The 25954-nt window shown below is 46.8% G+C and carries 24 protein-coding genes; 9 read left to right on the top strand and 15 right to left on the bottom strand.

Going from position 1 to position 25954, the window contains the following annotated elements:
- Window positions 1–417 precede the first annotated feature (417 nt).
- The 3 genes from ACVWZ0_RS17640 to ACVWZ0_RS17630 are packed head-to-tail and all read right to left on the bottom strand — an operon-like array spanning window position 418 to window position 1685.
- Entirely contained in the window at window positions 418–753 is a 336-nt protein-coding gene (locus ACVWZ0_RS17640) for a hypothetical protein (RefSeq protein WP_253458910.1), read from the bottom strand.
- A 30-nt stretch (window positions 754–783) separates the two neighbouring features.
- Window positions 784–1143, bottom strand: coding sequence for an acyl-CoA dehydrogenase (locus tag ACVWZ0_RS17635; protein ID WP_253458912.1), 360 nt, complete (start codon window positions 1141–1143; stop codon window positions 784–786).
- A 14-nt stretch (window positions 1144–1157) separates the two neighbouring features.
- A complete protein-coding gene (locus ACVWZ0_RS17630) occupies window positions 1158–1685 on the bottom strand; it encodes a hypothetical protein (RefSeq protein WP_253458915.1) in 528 nt (175 codons plus the stop codon).
- 180 nt (window positions 1686–1865) lie between these two features.
- Between ACVWZ0_RS17630 and ACVWZ0_RS17625 the strand changes: the two genes are divergently transcribed.
- The 5 genes from ACVWZ0_RS17625 (at window position 1866) to ACVWZ0_RS17605 (ending at window position 4914) form a co-directional block, all read left to right on the top strand.
- On the top strand, window positions 1866–2240 hold the full coding sequence (locus ACVWZ0_RS17625) for a helix-turn-helix domain-containing protein (RefSeq protein ID WP_253461233.1): 375 nt from the start codon (window positions 1866–1868) through the stop codon (window positions 2238–2240).
- A gap of 238 nt (window positions 2241–2478) precedes the next feature.
- Window positions 2479–2898 (top strand): DUF2787 family protein, encoded by a 420-nt coding sequence (locus ACVWZ0_RS17620; RefSeq protein WP_253458918.1) that lies wholly within the window; start codon window positions 2479–2481, stop codon window positions 2896–2898.
- A gap of 120 nt (window positions 2899–3018) precedes the next feature.
- Window positions 3019–3480, top strand: coding sequence for a hypothetical protein (locus tag ACVWZ0_RS17615; protein WP_253458921.1), 462 nt, complete (start codon window positions 3019–3021; stop codon window positions 3478–3480).
- A 2-nt stretch (window positions 3481–3482) separates the two neighbouring features.
- A complete protein-coding gene (radC, locus tag ACVWZ0_RS17610) occupies window positions 3483–3935 on the top strand; it encodes a RadC family protein (protein WP_253458924.1) in 453 nt (150 codons plus the stop codon).
- 46 nt (window positions 3936–3981) lie between these two features.
- A complete protein-coding gene (locus tag ACVWZ0_RS17605; RefSeq protein ID WP_253458927.1) occupies window positions 3982–4914 on the top strand; it encodes a tyrosine-type recombinase/integrase in 933 nt (310 codons plus the stop codon).
- A gap of 25 nt (window positions 4915–4939) precedes the next feature.
- Here ACVWZ0_RS17605 and ACVWZ0_RS17600 read toward each other — a convergent pair whose 3' ends face one another.
- The 3 genes from ACVWZ0_RS17600 to ACVWZ0_RS17590 form a co-directional block, all read right to left on the bottom strand.
- Complete coding sequence (locus ACVWZ0_RS17600; RefSeq protein WP_045509460.1) at window positions 4940–5419, bottom strand: hypothetical protein; 480 nt, start codon at window positions 5417–5419, stop codon at window positions 4940–4942.
- Window positions 5420–5421: 2 nt separating this feature from the next.
- Window positions 5422–6144, bottom strand: a complete 723-nt coding sequence (locus tag ACVWZ0_RS17595) for a hypothetical protein (protein ID WP_253458930.1) — start codon at window positions 6142–6144, stop codon at window positions 5422–5424.
- Between the two features lie 172 nt (window positions 6145–6316).
- Window positions 6317–6844, bottom strand: a complete 528-nt coding sequence (locus tag ACVWZ0_RS17590; protein WP_075184073.1) for a hypothetical protein — start codon at window positions 6842–6844, stop codon at window positions 6317–6319.
- A 173-nt stretch (window positions 6845–7017) separates the two neighbouring features.
- Between ACVWZ0_RS17590 and ACVWZ0_RS17585 the strand changes: the two genes are divergently transcribed.
- The 3 genes from ACVWZ0_RS17585 (at window position 7018) to ACVWZ0_RS17575 (ending at window position 9965) form a co-directional block, all read left to right on the top strand.
- Window positions 7018–7314 carry a helix-turn-helix transcriptional regulator gene (locus ACVWZ0_RS17585; protein WP_235607504.1) on the top strand — a complete coding sequence of 99 codons (297 nt, stop codon included), beginning with the start codon at window positions 7018–7020 and terminating at the stop codon, window positions 7312–7314.
- Window positions 7311–8183 (top strand): hypothetical protein, encoded by an 873-nt coding sequence (locus ACVWZ0_RS17580; RefSeq protein ID WP_131824856.1) that lies wholly within the window; start codon window positions 7311–7313, stop codon window positions 8181–8183. The genes ACVWZ0_RS17585 and ACVWZ0_RS17580 overlap by 4 nt, the downstream gene beginning before the upstream one ends.
- 165 nt (window positions 8184–8348) lie before the next feature.
- Window positions 8349–9965 carry a DUF927 domain-containing protein gene (locus ACVWZ0_RS17575; protein WP_253458932.1) on the top strand — a complete coding sequence of 539 codons (1617 nt, stop codon included), beginning with the start codon at window positions 8349–8351 and terminating at the stop codon, window positions 9963–9965.
- A 74-nt stretch (window positions 9966–10039) separates the two neighbouring features.
- On the opposite strand, the gene brxL is transcribed toward ACVWZ0_RS17575, so the two are convergent.
- From brxL to ACVWZ0_RS17545, 6 genes are all read right to left on the bottom strand, one after another.
- Window positions 10040–12127, bottom strand: a complete 2088-nt coding sequence (brxL, locus tag ACVWZ0_RS17570; RefSeq protein ID WP_253458934.1) for a protease Lon-related BREX system protein BrxL — start codon at window positions 12125–12127, stop codon at window positions 10040–10042.
- 10 nt (window positions 12128–12137) lie between these two features.
- Window positions 12138–14735 carry a BREX-1 system phosphatase PglZ type A gene (gene pglZ, locus ACVWZ0_RS17565; RefSeq protein ID WP_253458935.1) on the bottom strand — a complete coding sequence of 866 codons (2598 nt, stop codon included), beginning with the start codon at window positions 14733–14735 and terminating at the stop codon, window positions 12138–12140.
- A 197-nt stretch (window positions 14736–14932) separates the two neighbouring features.
- Complete coding sequence (pglX, locus tag ACVWZ0_RS17560) at window positions 14933–18562, bottom strand: BREX-1 system adenine-specific DNA-methyltransferase PglX (protein WP_253458937.1); 3630 nt, start codon at window positions 18560–18562, stop codon at window positions 14933–14935.
- Window positions 18563–18606: 44 nt separating this feature from the next.
- Window positions 18607–22257 (bottom strand): BREX system P-loop protein BrxC, encoded by a 3651-nt coding sequence (brxC, locus tag ACVWZ0_RS17555; protein WP_253458939.1) that lies wholly within the window; start codon window positions 22255–22257, stop codon window positions 18607–18609.
- A 10-nt stretch (window positions 22258–22267) separates the two neighbouring features.
- On the bottom strand, window positions 22268–22870 hold the full coding sequence (gene brxB, locus ACVWZ0_RS17550; RefSeq protein ID WP_253458941.1) for a BREX-1 system protein BrxB: 603 nt from the start codon (window positions 22868–22870) through the stop codon (window positions 22268–22270).
- Window positions 22867–23469 carry a DUF1819 family protein gene (locus tag ACVWZ0_RS17545; RefSeq protein WP_253461235.1) on the bottom strand — a complete coding sequence of 201 codons (603 nt, stop codon included), beginning with the start codon at window positions 23467–23469 and terminating at the stop codon, window positions 22867–22869. The genes brxB and ACVWZ0_RS17545 overlap by 4 nt, the downstream gene beginning before the upstream one ends.
- A 339-nt stretch (window positions 23470–23808) precedes the next feature.
- Between ACVWZ0_RS17545 and ACVWZ0_RS17540 the strand changes: the two genes are divergently transcribed.
- Window positions 23809–23976 (top strand): hypothetical protein, encoded by a 168-nt coding sequence (locus ACVWZ0_RS17540; protein WP_253458943.1) that lies wholly within the window; start codon window positions 23809–23811, stop codon window positions 23974–23976.
- Here the strand turns inward: ACVWZ0_RS17540 and ACVWZ0_RS17535 are convergent.
- From ACVWZ0_RS17535 to narL, 3 genes are all read right to left on the bottom strand, one after another.
- Window positions 23973–24590 carry a Fic/DOC family protein gene (locus ACVWZ0_RS17535; protein WP_253458946.1) on the bottom strand — a complete coding sequence of 206 codons (618 nt, stop codon included), beginning with the start codon at window positions 24588–24590 and terminating at the stop codon, window positions 23973–23975. The genes ACVWZ0_RS17540 and ACVWZ0_RS17535 overlap by 4 nt on opposite strands.
- Window positions 24591–24736: 146 nt before the next feature.
- Entirely contained in the window at window positions 24737–24970 is a 234-nt protein-coding gene (locus tag ACVWZ0_RS17530) for a hypothetical protein (protein ID WP_253458948.1), read from the bottom strand.
- Window positions 24971–25120: 150 nt separating this feature from the next.
- Window positions 25121–25768: a two-component system response regulator NarL gene (gene narL / locus ACVWZ0_RS17525; protein WP_253458950.1), complete on the bottom strand. Its 648-nt coding sequence runs from the start codon at window positions 25766–25768 to the stop codon at window positions 25121–25123.
- Window positions 25769–25954: the final 186 nt, after the last annotated feature.

Genomic DNA, 25954 nt, shown 5'->3' with positions numbered 1-25954 from the left:
ATCCAAAGGCCTTTGCATTCTTAATAATTGTTTGTAATCTTATCACAGGCTTACTGTATTCTGATATGAATTTTTTTTATTTAAATTTATTTTTTTTAATTAATAAGGTATTAAGTTATTCGAGGCTTATTGATTGCTTTTCTGTAATGATTTATTCTAATGAGTTCAATGAAATTTGGCATTATACATGGCGGAGTTTTAACCTACCACGAAAGTTTTTTAATTATGCTTATGTTATATATGTTAGGCATTAGCAATGCAGAGAGTTATCTGTGGTGCCATTTTCTTATTCTATTATTGGAGCGGGTGGTTGAAAAATAATAATGAAATGGTTAAATCTACTGTTAGTAGAGTCGCCTTTTGGGTTTGCATATTACTTATGCCACCCAAGAGGGATTTTAAAAGTCGCTAATATAATTATAAACCAGATACATTTATATAGAACTGGCCTTTACCTTCATCAGTTTTCTGAATCCGGTAGGTGATTGGCAGTGAATCTTTCAGATCAGGTTTTGTGAACGTTAAATCAGCCGCACACTGATAAACATCAAGCCCTGATTCATGGCTTATTGTTCTGACATTTTCTACTGTAATTCGTACATCCTTATCCAGTGTCATGCCCTTCTCGATTGTTTTTCTGGCAATGTCCACAACCAGATTTTTTGCATCATCACTACTGCATTTTGGCGTTTTCTCGCCGCAGCCAGCCAGCAAACCAGTAGCTATTAAAACCAGAAGCATTGTTCTTTTCATGTAAGATTCCTTCGCTAATTAAGACACTTTTTACTTCTTATTAAATAGACCATCCATTGCGCCTGCCGCAGAAGCCCCGCAGTATCCCTCGCAACCACGAGTCATAACGCTGGCCTTACCGTTTTTCAGTGCACTAATTACTGCAACACACTGGCTGGAATTGTCATTCCAGACCCAGCGACGCTTCTGGCTTTCTCCGGCAGCTATTTGCTGTGCTGTCCCCTCCATATTGCATACGCCCGAACCATCCCCCGTTGAGGCATTAATGCTGAATTCAGCATTGCCCTTTCCCGGATGCACGGTTAGAACCGCTCCGGGTTTTACGTACTGCTCTGCTGCGACAGGTAGCGTTATGGCTGCCATCAATAAGGCCAACAGTTTTCTGTTCATTATTTAATTCCCTGCTAAGTGATACGGATGTTTTTGGTGATTTTCCCCAGTGCCAGCGGCCTGCGTTTTTCCACAAAGAAATACACAACGTTGAAAGCTGATTTACGGTGATTCCCCCGACCCAGGGAGGGCCAGTTTCGGAAAGATTCGATCTGCTCTTCTGAATAGGGTGTGTCAGAGAAATCAAACAGTACAAGCAGGGCTTTACCATCGTGCTTCATCAGTTTCTTCACTTCCGTGCTGTTTACGGTTGCGGAGACATTGGAACGAGCTGCTGTTGGCTTACGGACTGCAAACTCAACGGCCACATCGTCAATCACAAAATCAATGAAACCATGACCGGATACCGTTCCTGGTAGTCTGCTTTTGACTTCTGGCGAGACGTTATCCGCAAACCAACCCAGTAAATAGCAACGTACTAATGGCAGTAATTCCCGCTCGCTGCATTCATTCAGACGCAGTGTTTTGACAAATTCACGCCGGTAAAGGGAGCTGAAAAAGTACTCAAAGCAATCCGTTATCTCAGTAATGGTGGTTGCCACAATGTTCCCCTTTCTGTCCACCTTTGTTCTAAGGCTTATCTGCTGGTCACTCAGCTCGTCAGTCTTAGTCTTGTTTTGTCTATAAATGAGTATTTACTGGATTTTAAGGTCATTATTGATGTTCATGCAAGAGTAAAAAAGACCCAAACTTCCGCTTATGGACGGACGGGAGAATAAATGATGGTTAAACTGGTTTCAGATTCAGCTGATAAGCTGGTAGGACAGCGTATTCAGAGCAGACGTAAAGAAGCCGGGTTAACCGCAGCTGAACTTGCAGAAATTATCGATATATCTCAACAGCAACTTTCCCGCTATGAACGAGGAACGAATAAGATCAATGTTGCGCATTTAGTGAAAATTGCAGTGTCTCTAAAGACACCAATAAGTTGGTTCTTTATTGATTGCATGGATGATCTGAATGCTTCTAATATCCCGTCTGACTATCTATCTGGGCTTGATAAAGAATTAAAACAACGCCTCGATCAAGTCTGGAACAAATTGGATTACGGCAAAAGGAAAAGCCTCCTCCTGTTTTTAGATGAATTCATAAAATAAATTTAAAATTAATTTCTATGTGAAATTATTTGCTTTAGAAGTATATTCCTGGTAAAATGTCATTACTGGATAGTGTCATATTATTCAGTAACTGATGCATAAACTAATAGCCAACTTAGCTTTTCATTTCATATCCCTTCTGGCGGGAGGACTTCCATCGTCTGAAAATTCAGTATGGGTTAGGTTTAATTAGTATTTATGTCATCAACCCAAACGCATATTTACCGGAATAAATACAATGAATATTATCCGTCAGGAAGGGCTGTCCATGCCCGTAAGTCAGGAGCTTATTAATATCATACTGGCTGAACTCAGTAAAAAACCGCCAGTTAAACCGAATGTTCGTGCTGTTACATTGCTGTTCAAAGATATCAATTACAGCGCTGAGAATGGTGGGTTTCATCCGGTCGAAATAAGGCTTATTTCCCGCAACGATGAATGGTATTTCGATTACATCACTGACTTTACATATATGGGGACAGATCCGGAGCTCGAAAAGGAAATCGATATCAGCTGGAGCCAGCGCTATGTCTTCCTGTCCTGTGCCGGTGATTTACCCCCGGGGGAAGGGCGCGACATTTTTGCACTCTGGCAGAGAAACTTCGTTCATTACCACTTCCTGAATATCTACACCCTCACCGTTATGTGGGAAAGCTAATCCCGCCACACTGACAGCTAATGATTGATGGAGATATTATCTGTGACTGCTAACAGAGGGATACACGCGTCTGTACAGGGAGAGCTTGACTGTCTTTGCGGCGCGTACTGTGTGGTGAATATGCTGAGCTGGCTGTATGACGGTCGGGTGAAGCGAAAACCACTCATGAACCGGCTTCTTCAGGCCTATCAGCAACGCTGGCCTTTGCATGAATGGCTGACCGAAGGGGTAGATGAAAACCGGCTCGACTGGCTGATTGCACAGGTACTCCTGAAAGGCCACTATCACCGCCAGTTTCCGGTCCAAATCAGCAAACCTTTCGAAGGAAGTCGCGGTCTTGTGGAAGGGCGGGTTTTCAGTGAAATGAGGCGGTTTCTGGCGGTAACAGACTACTCCCGTCTGATTATGCTCAGCGACCAGTTTCACTGGTCCCTTCTCACCAGAATGGACGAAGAAACGCTCTGGTTCTTTGACAGCAACGGGCGAACCTCCATGCCCCGTAAGGCCTTCTCCTTACGTGCTGGCGCGGCCCGCCGCCAGTTGTTTCCCGAAGCCATTTACTTCATCGAACGGGAGTTCTGAACATGACGACGTTTACCCTGCGTGAAACCCGCATCCTGGACCAGGCCCGCGACATTATCAGCCGGTGCTACCAGCGTGGCGTTCAGCTTTGCTCCCCTGATGATGTAAGGCGGTGCGTAATGTATGAAATGGCCCTGCTGGAGCATGAGGAGTTTGGCATCATCCTGCTCGATAACCAGCACCAGTTTCTGCATCGGGAAATGCTGTTCCGGGGCTCGTTAAACACGGTCAGCGTTTATCCCCGGGAGGTAATCAAGCGGGTACTCAGGCATAACGCTGCTGCTGTCATCCTTGTGCATAACCACCCCAGCGGTGAGGCAGAACCCAGCAAGTGCGATATCCAGATAACTAAGCGGCTGCAGGAGCTATTGCAAATGCTGGATGTACGGTTGCTGGACCACTTTATTGTGGCCGGGACGGAGACGGTGTCACTGGCTGAGCGAGGGCTGGTCTGATGCAGACAGTTACCTGGTTTAATACATGTTATAGCAGGTTAAACGCATGAGCAGGGCTGCGCTGCGTCAGGTCGCGACGGTGGTGGAAACCACCGTGATGGACGCCTATATCAGCGGTCTTGCCCCGTCGGGACGGCGGGGTATCACCAGCCTGTTAAACCGCAGCGCCAGCATACTCAAACGCGGTGCGGATGCTGCCAGTTACCCCTGGGAGCAGCTTAGCTTCGCCGCTGTCGCTAAAGTACGTGCGGCGTTGCTGGATGACGGTTACGCCGTGTCGTCGGTCAACATGGCGTTGTCAGCACTCCGGGGCATTGCGCAGACAGCCTTTAACCTCAATTGCCTGGAGGCAGACACGCTTGCCCGTATCCAGGCAGTCAAGCGCGTCAGCGGAGATAACCAGCGTAAGGGAAGGGCACTCCGCCGGGAGGAGGTTCGTGCACTCGTTCAGGCCGCTAAACGGCATCCGCAACGTATCCGATGTTGTCGTGATGCCGCCATTGTAATGACCCTTTGCGGTGCGGGTTTGCGGGCCGGGGAACTGGTCAGCCTTGAACGTCGGGACTATGACAATGGCATTCTTACAGTGAGGCAGGGGAAGGGGCGTAAATACCGGGAGATACACGTTGCGGCAGCGGTAGATAAAGCCATCCGCGCATGGATTAAAGCCAGTGGCGCAAAAGAGGCCGGGGATGCATTGTTTAACCGCATTCAGCGCAACGGCAGGGTCGCCAGCCAGCCGCTGACAACGACCGGTTTAACCGGCATCCTGGCGCAGTTACAGCATGATGCAGGCATGGCGCGTTTTACTCCTCACGACATGCGGCGCACCTTCATTACGCGCTTGTTAGAGCAAGGCGTGGATATTAACACCGTACGCCAGCTGGCAGGGCATAGCGACATATCCACGACTACCCGCTATGACTGCCGTGGGGATAAGGTAAAAGTCAGAGCCAGCCGACGGATTCAGTGCTACTAGAACATTCCCTTCTCTTACTCAATAATTAGCGGCTACCGTCGAAGCGAGCAGGTGCAGGACTGGCGGTGATTTTGATGTAATGCTTCAATGCCGGTGGACGCGAAACGCCCCGTGGATCGCCGATGAACGGGAGTTTCATAAAGGGCATCGCTGGTATTTCAACCCGCCATGTTGTATCGCCAATAAAGCTGAATTCAACTGCATTAGGTTGTATGTTCAGGTCCGTAAACGATCCTGTCAGATATGCGCCACCCAACGTCAGTATCTCTTTCACACCCTCTTTCAGGTCGAGCAGTGCGATTTTAAGTGCTTCTTCATAGGGAACGTCATCGGTAAGAAATAACAGCAGGCGTTTATCATCAACCTGAACAGCAGCTTCTATCACCTGTACTGGAACCATAATGCCCGTACCTTTTCCAGCAATCAGGACTTCATATTTTCCCATTGATGTCGGTGTAGGTTCTTCCCTGAGCATAAGTGTTACGTTGTCGAGCTGCTTAAACATAGTTAGTCCCAGAATCCGCTGATTTCCCATGCGGCAATCGCACCGCCAACAAAAGCACCAATAACAACGCAAACAGGTGCGCCAGGACCACACATCAGTCCCGCCAGCGCTCCTCCTCCCCACGCACCTGCAATCCCGGCGCTACTGATGGCAAGCTGCCGTTGAGTCTCAAGCACTCTATCCTCAGCTTCATAGATTTGGTAGACAGCTACTGCAAGAGAAAGGAATATCAATCCACGTCCGGCACCTGACAAACGCTGCATTTTGATATTTACTTCGAGGTTGGATTTACCAGCCGATTGCACCACGGCGCTGTAAACCGCGTTTTTCTGTGAAACAGAAAGATTATTAAAGTTAACTTTGTCGCCGTACAACGCCTTTGTTTTATAGGCTATCAGCTTATTGAGCGTCTTGCCCTGCGCCTTCATTTTTTGCGCCAGTGCTTTGCCAACAGGTGTGCTTCGGTAGCGGATGAGCTCCATCAGAAGGTTGCGCGTCTGGTTTGCTTCCTCTGCGGCTTTTTCCCAGCTAATGATCCCGCGTGAAGCTTTGGCATAGAGATCGTCAGACATGGCTTTGATGCGACGTGAGTACTCAAGTCTGAGCTTTGGATCAACATACAATACGCCCGAAGCAGCATTCACATCACCCTGTAGCGTTACGATTGCCCGCTCCAGCTTTTTCTTTCCTTCACCATCAAGAGACGCAAGTAAAGCAGTATCCATAGCGCTTCCACCATGTATTCATAGATCTAAAAATAGTAGCAACGAAGCGATGGATATGAAATGGCGTATGGGAGACTATCAAATGCCAAGAAAACTCAAACTACAGTCATTCCTTGTCCCCCAAGGGATTCGCACGTGTTCTTCGCTTTTTGAGCTAGTTGTCCTGGCCGTTCTAACGACTGCTACGGACTCCTGGCGCTCTTTTTCTCTGGGATCGTTTGTTCAACTTATCTAAATATTGTCTTAGAAGTTCGCCAGGCTGTGACCCATCCGCAAATAGCATGCGGACATCTCTTTTTTCCCAACGCGATATTTTGAAATTAATAGCGGTCAACGGTTTTGTTGAATACAGATCATCAGGAGTGGGATAACCAGCTTGATTTAAATAAGCAACGATCTCTGTAAGAGATTTGCCTTTGTCCTTCATTGTCGTAATTCGTTGAAATATATCATATAGCTTTTGTGCTTTAACCGTTTTCGGTGGCGGCAAAGCATCATAGATAGGGGGCATCGCACGCGATTTCTCCAGAATATTGTAAGTGGCTTCAATGCAATAACTTAATGTCTGGTTTAATGGGTCTCCGCTCTTGTTCCCTTCTCTGGCCCATTCCGGATAAAGCACAGAAGCGATAAATTGCAGCTTTCGTAGAGAATCTGCTCCAATCTTAGGGTAAATTGGGATTAAATCTTGTTCCTGCATGTAACATATCCTTTCTGTAGATGATCGTATCCGTTTTTTCGTTAATGAATACTCTGCATCGCCCACCAAGAAGTTGGAAGAAAAAAATACTCGATATTATGTGATGTAAATCACAAAACATTGATGCTTTTTAGGGCCGATAATTCGCGCATTAAAGAGGCAAACGATTGCTAATGGAAAGGTTTGAAATTCTTTTCTTTTTAATTCCAAGAGAGCCTCAAAACCATGCCGTAGGATCTTCCTATCAGATTTCAGGAGGAAGCATGGCAATAAAACGCTTGTTGAAAATTCACGATGTCTTGCACCGTTGCAGCATATCAAGATCGTCACTTTATCGCTTGATGGCTAAAGGATACTTCCCATCCCAGGTTCTATTATCACCCGAAGGACGCGGAGTCGGTTGGCTTGAAGAAGAGATTGAAGACTGGATCGCCAGTCGTAAACCTGTCAATGAGGTGAAGTTTAAATGAAAACATACAGGAATTATCCACGTAATCTTACAACCCAAATGGCCTTCCGCCCAGAACTGGAAAAGCTGGCAAAGAAGATCCGTGAGGTAATGCCGAACTTCGAAACGAAAGAAGATGCTCTAAAAGAAAATGCAATACGCGTGGGTACGTTACGTTCAGCTGGCCGGAAACTTGACAAGAAAGTTTGCCAACAACTGGCTGACAAACTGGAAAGTTGTTCTCCGGAAGAGCCATGCGGAAGTATGGCATGCAGTATTTGTCAGCATATTCGTCGATTAATTCATATTCCTGGATGGCAATCTTATATCGAAGAGCATCAGGATGAGTATGTTGCTGTAACGCTTATTTCTTACGTAGATATGGTACCAAATAATAAATTATTAGGCTGGGATTTCGATGCGATGAAAGAGCGTTATCGTAAGGCTATTTCTCGTATCGGATTTAGCTTGCCAGTTATTGGTGGTTTCGAAATGGACTACCACAACTATAGCCACGCTCCAGAAACGAGTCACTGGATGCCACATTTCCATCTATTGGTTCCCAATGAACCAGAAAAAATTGAGAGGCTGCATCACTACATGCTGAGGGGTAAAAATCTGCATGCTCGTAATGGACGCAAGAATCGACCTTTCAGGAAAGATCGTATTGATAACCCAGTTCGAGCATTGAGTTACTGCATATCAGGAATATGGATGGAGCACGTATGGTTTCGTAACGAAGAAAAGGAGGTGAAGAAACGCCGTAACCCAATACGTATAAGCGATGAGCGTATTTTTGCCAAATCACTTGTGAAGCTTGATCGCATGAGCGATGGACAACTCACATTTGGGGTAAATGTCCAGGCTATGCGGAAGAAGATATCAAGTTGATGCCACTAACTCGCTGGTTAGACGCATCGGGAGCATGAGCTGAGCCTATTATACGCATAACACTGTTTAGTTTTTATCTAACCTGGCAATGTAATTAGAAATAGCCATCATCAAAAGTGATTTGGTGATTGGCGTGTTTTCCCCAAAAATAATTAGGATATGATAATGACGGTAAGAAAGAATTTACCTGTGCGGTTGATTGCGCTTTCTGAAATGAAATCTAATATACATTCCTATCGTATAGTGAAGGTTAAAAATTGTTATAGTAATAAATTTCGGACAATTTTAATTCCTTCGCGGTTGGTTTATGATAAGCGAAAACTTATAGAGGTATTACTCAATAACGGGCTTGCTGCGGATCTCGACGTGAAAGAAATGAACGAAGTATTTGATGAGATAAAGCGTACCCCAAATATCTCTGTTCCGCTGCTAATTCGTCCTGGTTTTTACGAGCAAAAAGGCGAATTATGTTATGCAACAGGAAATGGAAAAATTATAGGTAATTATGAGGGGTTATCACCGAGACCTTACCCCGAAACCAAATCATTTAAAAATGACTGGCATCGTAAAGGTCGTCTGGTGGAATGGCAAGATAATGTTGCAACCGCTGCTATTCATAGCCCTCAGATTATGTTGTCATTATGTAGCTCCATTGCCGGTTTTTGTACCTTTTATATAAATATAGAATCAGGAGGTTTCCACATATATGGTGATAGTTCTAAAGGAAAAAGCACAGCTGTAATGGTTGCAGCTTCTGTTTATGGTGGAAGCGAATATGTTAGTGACTGGAATACAACAGAAGCTGCATTTGAAGAGTTAGCTGAATCCCGCAATCATTCCTTAGTTCTGCTGGACGAACTTGTTATGATTGATACAAGTGCTAAGGATTCTGCGCAAAAAAGGCAAAAGCTTGTTTATGCATTGGCATCCGGCCACGGAAAAGCGCGTTCAGGTAGCTATCAATCAAACAAAGCAGAATGGCGGCTTACTGTGGTCAGTAATGGCGAAAGTGCAATGGAACAGCACGCACTTGAGGGTGGTCAGAACAGGAAAAATGGAGAAAAGGCACGTCTGGTGGATGTTCCGGCAGACAGCGGCTACGGGATGGGGCTTTTCAGAACTATACCTGATGATCTATCTCCAAGCACGTATGCTGAAAGTATCATTGAGGCATGCGGACTTTATCATGGAATTGCTGGACCACTGTTTGTCAAAAAACTTCTTAGGAAAGATAAGTCTGTAGTTACTGCACTGCTTGAGGAACGAATGCAGCGTTTTTTAAATGCTATGAAAGTTGACGGTAATAATGGTCTGGAAAAGCGAATAGCTAAGCGTTTTGCATTTTCTTTCGCCGCTGGAAGTCTTGCTGCAAAATTTAAAATATTTCCATTTGGTGATGATGTAATCATGGAGGCAATCGCTTTTTGCTATATGAAAGCAGTTAGCGATGGCTCTGTTTTAAATGATTTTTTTAGCGAGAGATTGGAGTTTGAATTAAAAAATGCAACTTTCCAACCTTGTTACGAAAACTTGGATTCCAACGATTTAAACGATAAAAATGTTATTAAATATGAATTCAAAAATAAGAAGGATGATAGTAAAATAAAAGTACTGGCGGTAAAGGCGTCTTTCTTTAAAGAAAACCTCTTAGTTTCTTATGACTTGGCGATCTCTATGCTGAAAAAGCAAGGAAAGTTGCTACCAGATGCCTCTGGAAAGGCTACGCGACAAATAAATTACAAAGGTAGGGGCTTAAAAAGGCGTTATTGTCTCATTATGTAAAATGCCCGAAGAATTTTTATATTTTGATATGCCATCCGGGATTTTAGATTGGATGGCATATCATTTTAACGGTTTTAATTAACACCCAAAGCTTTATATACTGCGTCAACAGGGTCTGAGTAAAAGCTGACCTGGAACTTCGTAAAGAGCTCTGTCGGCACTGTGGGGATATCCATAGCAGAAGCCATAGGTAACAATACGCGCTTGGCACCGCTATCAAATGCCACCTGCAGGCATGCAGCCAGATCCTGCACCGGGTTAATCACACCGCCAAGCGTCATGTTACCCAGTACTACCATTTGCTCCTGAACAGGTTTAGCCAGCAACACCGAGCAGAAGGCAATCAACGCAGCAAGGCTGGTTGATATGCTGGGACCGGTACTATGGAGCTCTACAGCATGCAGATGATATTCATGGTCTGAGAACTTTGCAGTGGCACTGATACGGCTTAGATTGCCTTTGAAATAATCAAAGCCCACGCGGATAGCTTCTTTAGCGGCTGTGTTTGAACCAATCCCGGAAACCGAATGTTTACCATTTCCGGCGGTCATCTGTGTTTCGAATCGATACAGCCCGGTCATGTTACTTTCGGCCTGGGTAACCAAGTGGACAACGCCGGGTTTTGGCATACCCGCAGGGATGAGCTCACTGCCGCCTTGCTCCGGCACGCTAACAAAGAACTCTTCCAGCGTTTCGTTATCGATATAGCTAAAGTTCACATCAAAAAATTCCAGCCCACCTAGTTTTTTAAGCTGTTCTTTGACGCGACGGCGGACTTCCAATGCATATGTCAGGCAAACACGCACGTCCTCTTTGTTATAACTGCCGTGAGGATGGAGTAACTTGAGTAATCCCGAAACGGTACGGCGAACGGCGATAACATCGCGCTGATTGAGGTTGTTACCCAGTTTAAAGAATTTATCAATCGCATCGGAGAAGCTACGCTTGCGCATTTCCCGCATATATTCAGCGAGATAATCGGTGATCAGTCCGTAGCGATTGGTAAAGAATTCCGGGCGCATTTTCGGGATCTCCCAGCCAGGAATATAGGCATGGAAGCGATCGAAAAATGCGGTATCGATCATTGCCGCCGGGAATGGAGCCAGCAGGTGGCTGGTTTTTACCAATGTATCCACGCTCTGGTTGATATTACCGACAAATACCATAGAAGCTTTACCTTCAATGGAGTCTCTGCCACGAGAAAAAGAACCGGATGCCATATAATCTTTCATGATTTGCACGCCGTCCCGGTCTTTAAAAGTGATCCCGGCGACTTCATCGAATGCGACGACATCCCACATACCCACTAAACCTACCTGCCTGCTGGCCATGTTATAGAACAGGTTAGCAACGGTAGTTTGCCCACCGGAAACCAGCAATGAGTTTGGTGAGCACTCTTTATAAACATGGCTTTTACCTGTGCCGCGAGGCCCAAGCTCACAAACGTTGTAGTTATTTTCTACAAAAGGGATCATGCGGGTGATAAGGTGCCACTTTGTACGCTGCTCAATGTTGGCAGGCTCCATACCTACTGAACGTAGCAGCACGTCGATCCACTGATCGCAACTAAAGTGAGTCCGCGCGTTGAAGACTTCATCCATATCCATATTGGGCATCTGGATAGGTTTCAGCGTCATCAGTGAGAAAGGCGAAGTCTTTTGCCCTTCCTCGAAGTAATAGTTAACGGTGATCATGCACCAGATGCCGCCGGTCAGCAGTTTCTCGTTATCTTTGACCATCTGGGAAGGAACCAGTGCATCTTTAATGCCAAGGTTGGAAAGCTGGGCTTCGTAAACATCTTTCTTCTGGTTCAGCCTTACTGAAATTTTGTCGATGATTTTATAAGAGCCGCGCTCGCGGATGAGGGATTTCACCTTCTCCGCTTCGTCCGGGCGAACATAATTATCAGAAAGGATACGCTTAACGTTCTGCAAACCTTGCTCAACAATGCTGTCATCATCGGATGCACAATACATACCGAGCAGGTACTCCAGTACGTAGACGGGGACGTTCGCTCCTTCCTTGAGTTGTTTCGTAAGGTCCTTACGTACTACACGCCCCCGAAAATGTTGGTTCAGCAATGCATCCAGATCCTGTCCTTCGGTTGAGACGAGTTCCCCTTCGGATACGGCTGGAATGGGTAAATCATTATGGTTTTGCATATCGCCTCACTTAAAAGAAATCATCCTGAAACGCCAGATCGATAATGACAGGGTACTTCTGATAGCCGGTTTCGGTTTGCGCATCTTCCAGCATCAGCCAGTACTGATTCCGCCGGTTAAAGTTCGCGCCGATTAATTTTAACGTGACATCACGTACCCGTTTGTCCATGGCATCGTTATCACTGTCGAAGCTCACTTTCTCTTTACCCGACACGACATTATTTGCTTCATCAACGATAAAAATATTTAACGTTCGGGGTTCGTAAAGTTCACCAACAGGATGTGTCTGTAGCAGGCTCACCTTATCAATATTGTTCACCAGCTTGATCACGGGATGATAAGCAACAATATCGACCGGGCGACGCTGCAGTTGTTTTTCCGCTGCTGTTTTTTGCAACGCTTTTACCTGAAGCAGCGGGACACAGACTTCCTGCAGCATTGCGCCACCGTGGACAAAACGCGCGCCCCCGGAAAAGTGGAAACGTTGTATGCCTTTTGGCAACAGGAATTCACTGTCATCTGAGACACCAGCGGTATCGGCCAGTTTACCTTTCCAGCAAAAATCATCGGCAGGAAGCTGATGGCCGATAATAAAGCGCTTGTGGTTTTTAATCGTATCTTCCGGCTTGATAGCCAGAGTCGTTTTATCCTGCGTGGAAAGCTGTTGTTGCTGGAACAGGAAGCCATGATCGGCGGTGACAATAATACGCGTGGCATGGAGACGGTTAATAACGCGGGTCACCAGATCTTTTAATTCGTCCACTGCACTACGGCACGCTTCGAAGGTTTTCTCTTCCGTTGATGCACTGTCTCCCATCGCATCGATGGTGTTATGCCAGATGTAGACGACTTCAGCATCACGAATAATATCCCGGCCTTCCTGATTCTTCCATTTCAGCAGGTCGTCAGATTTTACCCCCATCCCTTTAAACTTTTTGAGGATAGTATCTCTGTTGGGGATGCCGGAAGTTGACAAGCCATCGGCATAGACAATATCGCTGTTACCTTGCTGGTAACTTAATTGCTCATGCGGTAGCAAAGCCGCCATCCCCAGCTGGGTATAGCTTGGTAATACGCCGGTCTGGGAACGTAACTCCGCGCTAAAGCGCTTCTCTTTATTGATCTGGTTGCTTAGCTCTTCGGCAACTTCATAACGCAGCGCATCCGAGATAATCACGAAGACACGCTTGATCTGCGGGTTATTAAATTGCGGCCTGACGACCTCTTTGTAAAAGTCCTGCTGCCGGGGAATACCTGGAATACGCCAATCCTGCATACGCTTTTCGTTTTCCAGCACTTTATTCCAGCTACGGCTAAGCTCAGCCAGATACCAGTTGGAATAGAGCGCTTCAATATAATCATCCAGGCTTTTAAGGATCATTGCGCCTTTACTGTGGACTAACAGTGCTGATTCGTTAAACAGGCGATAGGCCTGATCGAAGCGGAACAGCTCTTCACAATAGGCTTTCCAGAAGGTTGCGCTATCCGGATAGTGGAAACCATCAATATAGCGATTACGTAAATGCAACAGGCGCTCTGCCTGGCGCAGCGCATCGTAGATGGCATAATACTCCTGCCGCGTCTGACACCAGTATTTGCTCTGGCGCTCGGAAAGTAATTTCTTAAAGGCTTCGCGATCCAGCGTGGTGCTCTCTTCCTGTAGCTGAGTCACCAGCGCCCGGATAATCGTCTGCTCAATGCTTTCTGTGGTTTCGCATTCATGCAGCACGTAGGGAGAGCTCTGACGATAGTGATCTTCGGGATGCAGTGCTTCTTGTATCGACCGGGCGCAGTAATCGTAGGCTGATTTATAGCGACGGTCGGCACGCCAGCTAACCATAAACGCTAATGCTGAGGCCCGGCCGGATGGTGTGAGCAGGACATTTTTCTCCAGCCATTCGCGCTGTTGCGGATCGGCCTGCGCAGACAGGTCATTACAAAATAACTTCAGGATCAGGTTTTCCAGCGACGGTTGTTCAATCGGGTAACCCAATTCATCGTGTGCTATTTTCCACAATACACTGTCGAGATCGTGGCGCTTAAGCATGGCCTGGGTGTTTTCCAGCTCGCTGTCGTCATCTTGTTGCTGGTTCACATACTGATTAATCAGGCTGAACAGGATGTCCTCTGTTTTAAAAGATTTAGCTCCCGCAATGACAGCCAGCATTTTTTTATCCAGTGAATCTTCTGTTTCCTGTTCGGTGATCCACTGCTTCAGGGCCTGCGTGCGTTTGCCTTTAAAAAATGATTTACGACGTTGAATATGATCCCGCAGGCTAAGCTGCGGAATACCTAATGCATTAAGCGTAATAGCCGCAAAGTCGGCATGAAATTCCGTGCTGTAAAGTCGGATATCACGCAGCCAGTCAAGTTCAGGGGATGGCACATCATGCGGGAACCACAGCAGGAATTGCTGCTCTGGCTCATCAATTTCAATACGTTTTTTAGTTGCCAGCTGCGAGGCGTTGCTCATATTAAGCAGCGTGACGTTTTCAAGCGCCAGTTGATCGAGATCTTCAGCAAAACGTTGGTCGGGATCGTGCCAGAAAACGATGCGATAGTCGGTAAATTTTGCTTTTAGTCCGGCAGTAAGTTCCTGATTTTGCAAGGTTAAAATCCCGTGTTGTTACAGTGAATCCAGTGTAGAAAAACAGAACTACGATGTGTACGAGTTCTGATTTTTTATATGAGCGTTGGGTTTGTCTTTCATAACATCACGCATCAGCATTTTATCATGATCTGCTGCCAGGGTTGAGATGAATAAGTAAAGCACCATCGGCGGCGAACCGATGGTGCAAGAAGAGATTAAATTATTTCGGGGGCGTTACCGGTGATAGCTTTGACATCGGCTAACAGATCGCCAAATTTGCCATAGTTAACCTTTACGCCATCATCCAGATCGAGGGTGATGCGCATATCAGCGTAGTGGCGTAAGCGATCATCAAAGCTGCGCAGTTCGTTGAACTTTTTGCTTAAATTATCGCGTTCGCGCTTCAGCCGTGTCGCTTCGCCACCGGAAGATGTGTCGATCTGCTCGTTCAGACGATCGATATTCGCCTGATAACGCGCCAGCAGCGGTACTACATACTCGGTACGCATTCTCGCCAGCGTCGCGTCGTTATAACGATGCAGATAGACCAGGCACTCAAACGCTTTCTCTTTACCGGAGCTGAACAGCCAGTAGATCGGGCGCTTTTTATACATCTTCAGATGATCTTTCCAGAACTGCGTGGAAAGGTAGCGGCGGACAGTGTCCAGCGCAGATTCGCCTTTTTTCGGCTTGATCGCATACAAACAAAGACTTTCAGCGATAAATTCGAGGTTTTCCTGCAAGTGCTCCTCACCCCAGACGGTACGGACAAATTCCTTAACTCGGGTGGTAACATCGTCGTCAAACCAGGCATCATCCATCAGCGGCAGAATGCCGTCGTTATCGGCAGGGAAGGTTTTATAAGCACCTTCGGCGACAAGATCGGCAAAGCCCTGGTTGCCTTCATGGGCGTAGACCAGGCCTTCGCGATCGAGGGAGTAGCGGCCCATCATGCAGCCGATAGAATAGGATATAAATTCACGAAAAATGTCTGCTATAAAGCGTTCTCGAAGCTGGGTCAATTCTTCTTGACGATACCTGTAATATGGATTGATCGTCAAAGAAACTTTATGTAATTCGACTTCAGAATTTATTAGCTCTTCAAGGCTATAAGAATTGATTACTAAATTGTTTATTTTTTCTTCAATGTTCTTCAGTCTTTGAACATTTTCTTTTGCCCAACGAAGTGTATTTTCAAGGCTTTCTTTTAATGTGGTATTTTCTTTTATTAGAGGCGACGATTTAAATGTATTGTTTTTTTCAAAAACAGACCAGTCTTGTTTTGAGATTTCAATGGCTTGGTCTACAATGGATGTAAAATCATGAGTGTTCAGTGTGGCAATGACAGGTATTTTTTGCAAATCCCCAGCTTGGAAGTTTATTGTTGGATTTAATTCTTGTGTTAATTCTGTAAGCTTGGAGCAAAGCAATCCTAAAAGAAATTTTTCGTCTGTAGGGAATATTGCAGTGCAGGCATCTGAGTATATTTCATTTGTCTGTTTGATTCTAAATCCAAGACCGCCAGAGGTTATGCGTGACGTAAGTAAACCGTTGGAAAAATATGTTGATTCATTTTTGACCACAAGGCCAAAGTTGTTATTTAAATAAGGATATTGTGTACAGACATAATTTTTTATTTCTTCCCCATTATTCTCCCAGTTAACAACATGTTCTACGTTACCATACCATTTTCTATATTCCCCCCCTTTGGCAAAAGGAAACCATTTATGCTCTTTTAAATTATCTACTTCCCACCAGAATCTTAAAAATCGCTCAGAGTCACTAGTTTGCAATCCCGTCGATGCTTTTGAATAATCAACAATGGATTCATTATTAACGAATATATCTAAGAATTTTTCATTTACCCAATAAGCAATCGGAGAACCTGGTATTTTTTTAAACTCGCTTTGAATAAGATTGTAATAGCTATTACTCCGTGAAAGTAATAGTTCGTTCTTTTCTTTTTCATTTCCTAATGTTAAGCGGAAGTAGGTCGGCAAATAGTTACGCAACGGTGAGTTTCTAATAATCCAGGCGGTTGTTTGTACCACTTCACCGGAGATTTGGCTAAATGCACGTGAACCCAGATGTGACAATGTTATAATATATTTATTTGATAATATCCATTTGCGTAATTTTTCAAAACTAGGTAGAAACATCCAAGCTTGCATGTTAATTTGAGCATTGAATCTGTGCTCTTTGAGTAAATAGAATCCATGCTGCATAAACATCGAGAATAAGTCTGCTTTGCTTTCAGGGAAGTGGTTTTTAGCAAATTCTTTAAGATCACTGTTCATCCCTTTCGTACCCATATACGGCGGGTTCGCCACCACCGCATCATACCGCTGCGCCAGTATCCACGCCTGTTGAATATACGGAATAAACGCCTTCGCTGCGGCCTTTTGCTGGTAATCCCCTTCCAGTTCAAGGCGATACAGCGCTTCGAGAAACACCTTCAGTTCCGCTTCTTCTTCATGCGGAACCTGAATTAACGAACCCAGCGTTTTGGCATTGACAAATAATTTTAATGTACGCATTAGCAGCTGGTATTCCGGGCTATCTGTATGTGCCAGCTCGGTGCTTTCCGCAAACATATCTCCCATGCTGCCGGTCTGGCTTTTTCCATGGAAGTTCAGCTGTTGCCACAGTTTAGCGATATCCAGATGCAGGCTCTCCTGCAGGGAGAGAATATTCAGTCTTATATCGCGAGAGAATATTCGGCGGTCATCCTGCCGAGCCATCATCATTAATGCAAAGCCGGAAAGCTGCGCAGCACGATCGTCGATGTCGAGGCCGAAGATATTATTTTCCAGGATCAGCTGCGGAATATCACGCCCACGGTAACCACGCTCTTCGTAGATACTTTTCAGCACGTTGTAGGCTTCAATCAAAATATGCCCAGAGCCGCAGGCCGGGTCGAGGACTTTGATGCTTTCCGGTTCAATGCTGGATGGAGTAATCGCTGCCAGCTGCGCCTGTACTTCCGGCGTCTGCTCCGCAGGCTCAATGTAATAGTCCATTTTGCTTTTCAGCGGCGAATCCGGGTAGGTCTGTAACCACTGGCGACCGACAGAGTTCTGCACCAGATACTGCACGATCCAGTTCGGGGTAAACAGCTGGGTGGCGGCGGGGATATCTTCGCTTTTTACCACCTTGCCGATAACCGCATCTTTTTTCTCGGAGATATAGAACTGATACAGCCAGCCGATCACTTCGACCTGATCCCAGTCTTCTGGCGGGATATCGTCCACCAGATTACGCAAGATAGAGTCGGTACGGGTCAGGTTATCCGGCAGCAGCAGTTCAGCTTCATCGTCAACTGCCTCAAACAAAAACGGCATGGCGCGATGCAGCGCATGGCACTGGCCCAGCAGTAGCTCGCGATAAAGGTCTTCATCCTGATTACCGGAAAGTTTCATCTCTACTAAACGTGTTTTATCGAGCCCTAAGCTTTCGGCCACTTCCGGCACATGATCCAGCACCTCAAAACCTGTCGGGTTATCCGGGTGTGACAATACCTGGAAACCGTGATCGAGATAGCCGTGCCGTTCCATATAACGGATTGCACACAGGCGGTTAAACCAGGTATAGGCGCTGCGCTCGACCAGCACATCAAAACCCTGTTCGCGCGCGCATTTCGCCAGTTTTTCACGGCGGGGGAGGGATGATTTGTGATAGTCAAACTGCCCGTAACGCACCGTCTCGCCAATGATTTCAGCATCAGCAACCTGTAAGTGACCTTTTTTATCTATGGTGATACCCAGCGTCGTGAGCTTATCGATCACCGCATCACGGAATTGATTACGTGCCTTCGGGGCGTATTTTTTGATGTTATTGGTGTTCATAGAAAATCCTGCAAAGGGCAGCAGGACGCTGCCCTGAAATGGGTTTACTGAAGGCGAATGCGATCGCCCGCTTCAATGGTTGCCAGCAGCGTTTTACGCAGCATTTCCAGCGCTTTTTCGACCTGCTCTGCCGTTTCCAGCACCTCGCTACCTGTCGCTTTGCGCATTTCACCCGATACATTCACAAGGTGAGTTTTCTTCGGTACCGGCTGGATCGTGGCTGGTTTATCGGCGGTGTAGGGTTGCTGCGGTTCGGCAGCATGGTTTCCCTCATTGGCCTCATTTGACGCGCGCAGCTGTGCCTGCTGTTTTTTGCGTAGCTCATCAATCCACTGGTTGACCTGTTTGTCCGCTTCCGTTTGTAAAGCAATGGTTTCATGCTGTTCGGCAAGGATTTCAGGAATGGAGTGATTCTCTTCTGCACGCTTACGCGCTTTTTGCATCGGCAGCAGAATGCGGTTTTGCAGCTCCGCAGTGGCATGCGCTTCGAGTAACCGTTGGCGGGTTTCTTCAATACGCGCATCGATACGCTCTAATGCATGTTTACGATGCTGCTCAACAAGCCGCTGGTTAACACTCTGCACCTGCTCAATAAGCGGCGTAATACGGTTAAGATGTTTATACGGCTCCGTCATCTGCCAGATGCTTTCCAGCTCTGTGAGCGCTTTTAGCGCATCGGCATCTTTTTCCAGTGCGCTGCGGTTGGATTTAAAGCTACCCTGCAATGCAGCTCCCAGCTTCTGCCAGGTATTGAACTGCTTGCGGTAGAAGTCGACCAGGTCTTCACGATCTCCGCTGAAATCCAGCAGTGCATTAGCCTGGGTCGTGACTTTTTCAACCAGCGCGAAGTCTTCTTTCTCATTAAGGATAGAGTTAAGCAGCCCCAGCCCTTCTTCAATCTCCTGTTTGCCCGGGTTATTGCCCCCTTCGGCTTTAGCTTTGAAAACATCCAGCTCTTGTTTCCATGCACCCAGCACAGAACGAATATGTTCAACCAGCGCCGGTTCTTCACGTTCATTAAATGGCTGTTGGGCCACGTCTGCCATGATTTTGGCGGCTTTGAGGATCTGCGCTTCATCGTGGCGGCGAATTTTATGCAGACGTAGCTCGCTATGGCGGCGGCTGTTATTAAAGAGGTCCCACGCCTGTTTTAATTCGAGATTATTATTCTGCTGACTGAAGCTGATTTTGCGTTTTTGCGCCAGCCGCGCCACCAGTAGTTTGACTTCGTCCTCGGGCCAGCCATAAGGGCGGCGAGCGAAATGGTTGAGCACATCACGCAGGTACACTGGTTTGTGGTAATCAATACCCATGCTGATCCAGTTTTCCACTTCGCGCAGGGCGTCGCGATTGGATTCTTCCATCTCGCCCAGATTCAGCTCAGTATCATTTTCTACTGTCAGAAAGGCATGGATCTCACGGTTAATATCGCCGTTAAAGGATGTTAGAAGTTTCAGTTTGCCGAATGTGTTTTCAATCACATAACGGTAAGCTTCATCCACAATGCTGTTTGGCGTGGAGGATTTTTTCGGTAAGCGTTCACCTATCGCCCACAGTTCCGCCTCAGCCAGCAGGGACTCGATCTGGACACGTAACATTTTTTCACGCGCGTTATTTTCGCGTGCTTTCTCAGACAGCAGGCTGGCTTGTTCAGGACGTTGACCCGCATTGTCTTTGAGAAACTTCTCTGTCTGTACGACAAGATCGATATCAGTCCAGACACGCGAGTCCGCAGGCAGACGAATCAATACACAACCATTTCCTTCTGCGGTATACGGGCGGCAGGCTGCATCACTGCTATAAAAATCATACGTAGGATCTTTAGGTGTAATAATCTTCACCACCAGATCGTTGAGCATTGCGCCATCCAGCGGGTGACCGTTAAGGAAACGGCTGATATCAAAATCCTGCTTGTTTTCCGGGTAGCGATAGCGCTTATTTTTCAGGATGTCGTCAAAGATGATTGATGCGAGCTTTTTATTGATCGCTGAAAAATCCACTTCAACGTTGCGGATTTCGTTTTCAATCTCTTTCTCCTCATTGGTCAGGAAGACATATTTATCTTCCACACGGGCAATCAGCATCTCCCGTTCCAGCTTATCCAGGCTGTTCTCAACGCGGCGGCGCAGTTCTACTTTGTCGGTGTCGATCTTATCAATTGAGAGTGTTACCAGGTTATCGAGAGTACTTTTCAGCACATCGACATAACGGATCAGGAACAACGTTTTCAGCAGGTTGCCATCGAACTCGTCAAGCACGCCATTTTGACAAGCTTGTGTAATGGTCCGGCTTACCGCTGGTTCCAGGAAACTTTCAATGGCTGCGTAGAAACGCCAGAAGGGCACCAGGGAGTCGAGACCTTGTGTGGAAATCTGCTGGGCCGCTGTCTGGAAAGCTTCCAGTTGCGAACGCTCACCCATCGCCAGCTGTTTACCGGCAGCGCCTTTGGTACGAATAGACTCAAAGACTTTTTGCAGGATCTGGTAATGCCACGGGACAAACGGGTAGTTATCAATAAACTCTTCTTCACTGGTATAGGGGCGCAGTGAAGCCGTTGTCGTTGGATCAAACGCCAGTTGGTTACGCAGAATATCGCCTTTCTCCTGCCAGACTTTCGCCAGCGCAGCTTTTGCCGCATCGGTTTTTACCAGCAAACGTTTCTGGATAACTTCCGAGGTGTTGGAGCTGGAAAGTTGCAAACGCGTGGAGAAGCGACCCTGGATTTTAGAGAAATCCTGCCCGTCGCGACTGCTCATACCGCCAATAGCGGCATTGATATCAGCTTGTGAGGTGACAATCACCCAGGCGCGCCCACCGCAGATCACACCGAGGTTTTCGGTAATGGTCTGCAACTTAAGCATCATCTGCGTGTTTTTACCGATGAACTGGCCGACTTCGTCCACCATAAAGAGCAGATTTTTACCGTTCTCATCCAGCCACTCTTTCACCCACTGGCAAAAATTATTGATATCCAACGGGAAATTTTTATCCAGCTGTTCAACCCACTGGCGTGAGGCATCAATACTTTGACCAGTCGCCTGGCTTAATGCCTCTGCCATCTCATCACTAATGAAGTAGTAAGAGTCGCGCTCTTTTTCCCAGCTTGAGCCGTTGATCTTTAGAAAAGCTTCTTTAAACGTTTCGTACTGACCGCGCTTATCCAGCTCGCGCTCAAGATGAGCAATATGCGGGAAGTCTGCACAATAACCGACGCGCTCGTTAAATACTTTCAGGAAGACTTTAAGGATAGCGTCTTCTTTATCATCGACGTTGGCGCGGGAATCGATATTGAACAGGATGACTTCGGTAGGGTGATGCACTGCTTTGTTGATATCAGCCAGAAACAGCGCATCTTTGATTTTGTCTGCGAAGAAGGAGTAGGCATCGCGTTCTGAACCATCGTGGCTGACTTTTCTGTTAGACAGCAAGTACGACAGGATCTTGATAAAGTGTGACTTACCGGAGCCGAAGAAGCCTGAAACCCATACGCCAATTTTATTCTCCATTCGAATGCGCTCCGGGCCTGTTGCCGGAACATATGATTCAAAGAAGTGGCGCAGGTGGCCTTCTAACTCGCGGGTAATAACGTATTCATCCAGCTCAATCCACGCGCTGGCATCATCTGTCTGTTCGGCTTTTACGACGCCATTAATGTTACGTTTTAATGGCTTTTCAAAAATCTGTTCAATATCCATGCTGTGCTCTTCAATGAGGATTCAATGTTGCCGCTGGTCCATGCTCGGGCACCAGTCTGAAGGCGCGATAATAATTACGTGAATCAATACCTGCTAAAGGTTTAAGGTCATAGCCGCTGTAAGTGCCCGGGTAGAACATTAACAAGGGGGTAAAACCCATGACGTCCTGTAAAGCGCTCATCAGCTCATGCCCACGAACTAATGGCCAGGCATTCCCCATACCGGTAAGGATGACGAATTCCTGCGCTGGAAGATCGATTTTTTTTGCAATATATTCGGCGATTTTTTTCTGATTAAGCGGACCGGCGAGCTGCTTTTTCAGAGCCTCAGGACCGACTTTCACTTCTTGCTGACAAACGCGTTCAAACAATCCGCGCTCGGTCAACATATCGATAATGACCTGAAAAACATTCAGATGCGTAAAGTGGTGATCCTTTTCCAGGTTACGCAGCAGGTATTTCAGATGCCCGCGAACCTGCAGTTCATACTGCGCAGGGTAATCAAAGATCCAGAAACCAATCTCATTACCTGAGCCATTATTTTTAAGAAAGCGATCTTCCTCAATGCGGCTCTGAATCTGCGAAAGGCGGTAGTCAAGAACGGGATCGATCACCGTTTACCCTCCAGAATAGAAATCAAATCCTGTTGTTCAAGGCGCTGCAGCACTTCTTTAGTTTCCGGCAATAAAAAAAGTGGCTGCAGATTGCGACGGCGCGGTGTATCGAGATAACCCACCTCAGCAAGCGCTTTCACAAGATTGTTACCCATTTTAGTGATGGATGAGTCTGAGTAACTGGTAAGCACTGGGTACTGGCGTATGTGGTTAGTAACAAATTCACTCCAGCTATCACTTGGCAATTTCTCTTTAAATTGCCTGCGCAGATCATTCACCGTTTCGTCCAGAAAATCTTTCACTATTGGAGAGTGCAATATCAGGGCTATAAACAGTAGTTGAACACGTTCCCGCTCACTCCCTTCCGCAATCAACCTCCATGCGCCTTTATCCAGCATCATCAAGCGCAACCGGATCGTGGTTGCATAACGTTTTGCAGTATTAGAGGAGGAAGCCTGAAGGATGTTCTGCTCAACGATCTGTTGTTGCCAGCTGTTTTCATCCGGGTCGGACAACATCAGTTCCGCAATGACACGACTCTCCTTGCTCATCAGCGGCCCGCCCAGCAGGTCCCCAATCCATTTTTTGTCGTTATTCATCATTATCATTACCCCCAGAAAACTGCAAACTAGCCCGCAAAAAACAAAGAGAGATTGTAATGGCTAGGCGGGGGGATGTCATGGTGTGAATAGCAAGGAAACGACAGAGATTGACTGGCATTTTTATCCATCAGGCACAGGAAAAGTCAAAAGATGTGCTGCTCATTGTACGAAATTTTTATCGTCAAAAAGGTCTGAACCAGTGCGGAGCACCCTGGTGGTTTTGCTCATACTCTGTTGTCAGAGAAGCAGCATTTATCGAAGTTGTTACCAGGGGCATGCAGTTCCCTGTCATCGTTGATATAATGTAATCAGTGAATTTGTTAATCAGGAGTCGCTATGAGCAACAACAAAAAAACGCAGGTAGGTTATGTAAAACCGTCTCGTACAGACATTGTGCGTTCTGTGGCGACGTCAACGGCTGTTGAAACAGGGCAGCCTTCCTCCAGGGTTGAAGCTTCGCTGGAAGCCGCACGTAAAAAGTTTGCCCATCTTCGCCTTGCCTAACCCCTTCTTAATGCTTCACTGACCCAGTGTTTCATCGGCTCGTAGTCCATTGATACACCTGCATGAATAGCCGAGATATACTGGGTTTTGCTTTGCTCCCAGCTTTGATAATCCAGTGGTTTATATCCACCCTGAACGGCCATCACGTCGGCTAGCAGTCGCGACAGGCGCCCATTTCCCTCTCTGAATGGATGGATAAGTATCAGCTCGACATGGGTGATGGCGATAGCGGTGATGAGTTGTTCTTCGTCCATGCCGCTACATGGCGTGTATTGAGCCAGATACTTGCTGTCGAATTCGTTCAGCAGTTTTGGCAACTGCGCTGAGGGGGCAAACATAAAGCCGCCCTTACTGATATTGACCGCTCTTTCTTGTCCAGCCCACTCGTAGATGTTACCTAACCAGCGGCGGTGCCAGTTTTTCAGCATGGCTACGCTGAGCTGTCCTTCCGGGAACTGTTCTTCAAAAACGGACTGGTAGAGTTGTTCTAACAGGACAAGTTCAGCCTCATCCATCTCATCAGAAGTAGCGATCCCCAGCTTGTTAGCCAAAACTTGCTCGCCAGAGTCTTTCTCATACTGGCCTTCACTGCTGGATACATGGTATCGGCTCATGGAGATGCCCTGTGTTATTAGAGGGATAGGAATACAGAGGGATTATAACGCTGGATGAGGACAGCAAAAAATAATAGTAAAATCAGACGTTTAAATAAGTGTAGGTTAAAATATAGCTTTTGTAATGTTGTGGAAAATAACCTTTATTAATCAGCAGTAACACACCAATGCATCATGGGCGTATGGGAAGAAAGATTGTCAGTGGTCATTATCAGGTCTTCTTTTCCAGTCCATTGAATATAAAGTCGGCGCGGGACGCTGAGTTTTACTTCAAAACGGTGATTGGGCAGGCGCGCCAGCGAGGTCAGCGCAGGTGACGGGCACGAGAGCGGCGCCTTTTTCTGAGGGCTATAGTAACGCAGCGCGATCGATGCTGTCACAGGTAAAAGCCAGAGACGGGCCGCAAAGCGTAAAAATAGAGGGGGTAAAATGCGATAGCGTTGGCGAAACCGTTTAGCGACAGAGGGTGAAGCGCAGCCCTGTCCGGCGACTACTGCGGTGCCGGAAAAGCGGAGCGAAGAAAGTTTTTATCAGCCGTGGCCGTTTTGCAGCGCCCAGACGGCCGCTTCCACCCGGGATTTCAGCTTCATTTTTTTCAGCAGATGTTTAACGTGCACTTTTACCGTGCTTTCCGTAATCGACAGCTTGCGGGCAATGGCTTTATTGGTCATCCCCAGCGTGATCAGCTTCAGAATATCGCGTTCGCGGCGCGTCAGCTGTTCCACATCGCGCGCTTCTGTCGGGCGTGATTCACGCAGGCTGGCCACCAGCACGTTGGTCAGCTTTTCGCTTAACACCATCTGGCCGGCGGCGGCCTGATGCAGCGCTTTCAGCAACGCTTCCGGCTCCATATCCTTCAGCAGATAACCATCCGCGCCGTGTTTTAACGCGTTTACCACGTCATCTTCATGATCGGAAACGCTGAATACCACGATGCGCCCGGAAAGCTCGATGGTGCGCAGCTGCACCAGCGTATCCAGCCCGTTCATGCCTGGCATATTCAGATCCAAAAGGATCAGGTCGGGGTCATGCTGTTCCGCCAGTACGACGCCCTGCGCGCCGTCGCTGGCTTCTGCGATAACCTGCAAACTTTCTTCCATTTCAATCAACTGTTTAACGCCGTTCCGCAGCAGCGGATGATCGTCAATCAACAGGATAGTGGCGGCTTCTTCTTTCACGCTTGGATTTTCCACAGTCAGAGGGCGGCGAATGATTCCCGGTTAGCCTCTTAATCTTACCGATTAAAAACGTTAACCCTATACCACTAAGGGAGTAACCATAAATTTCTTCTTTCCGCAGTCTAACTGAAAAAAGCCCCCGCTGTGCGGAGTAATTACATGAATTTTATAAATATGTTTCCGATA

The sequence above is a fragment of the Erwinia sp. TECH1 genome (assembly GCF_054057575.1).
This window is presented reverse-complemented; position numbering and strand designations above follow the sequence as displayed.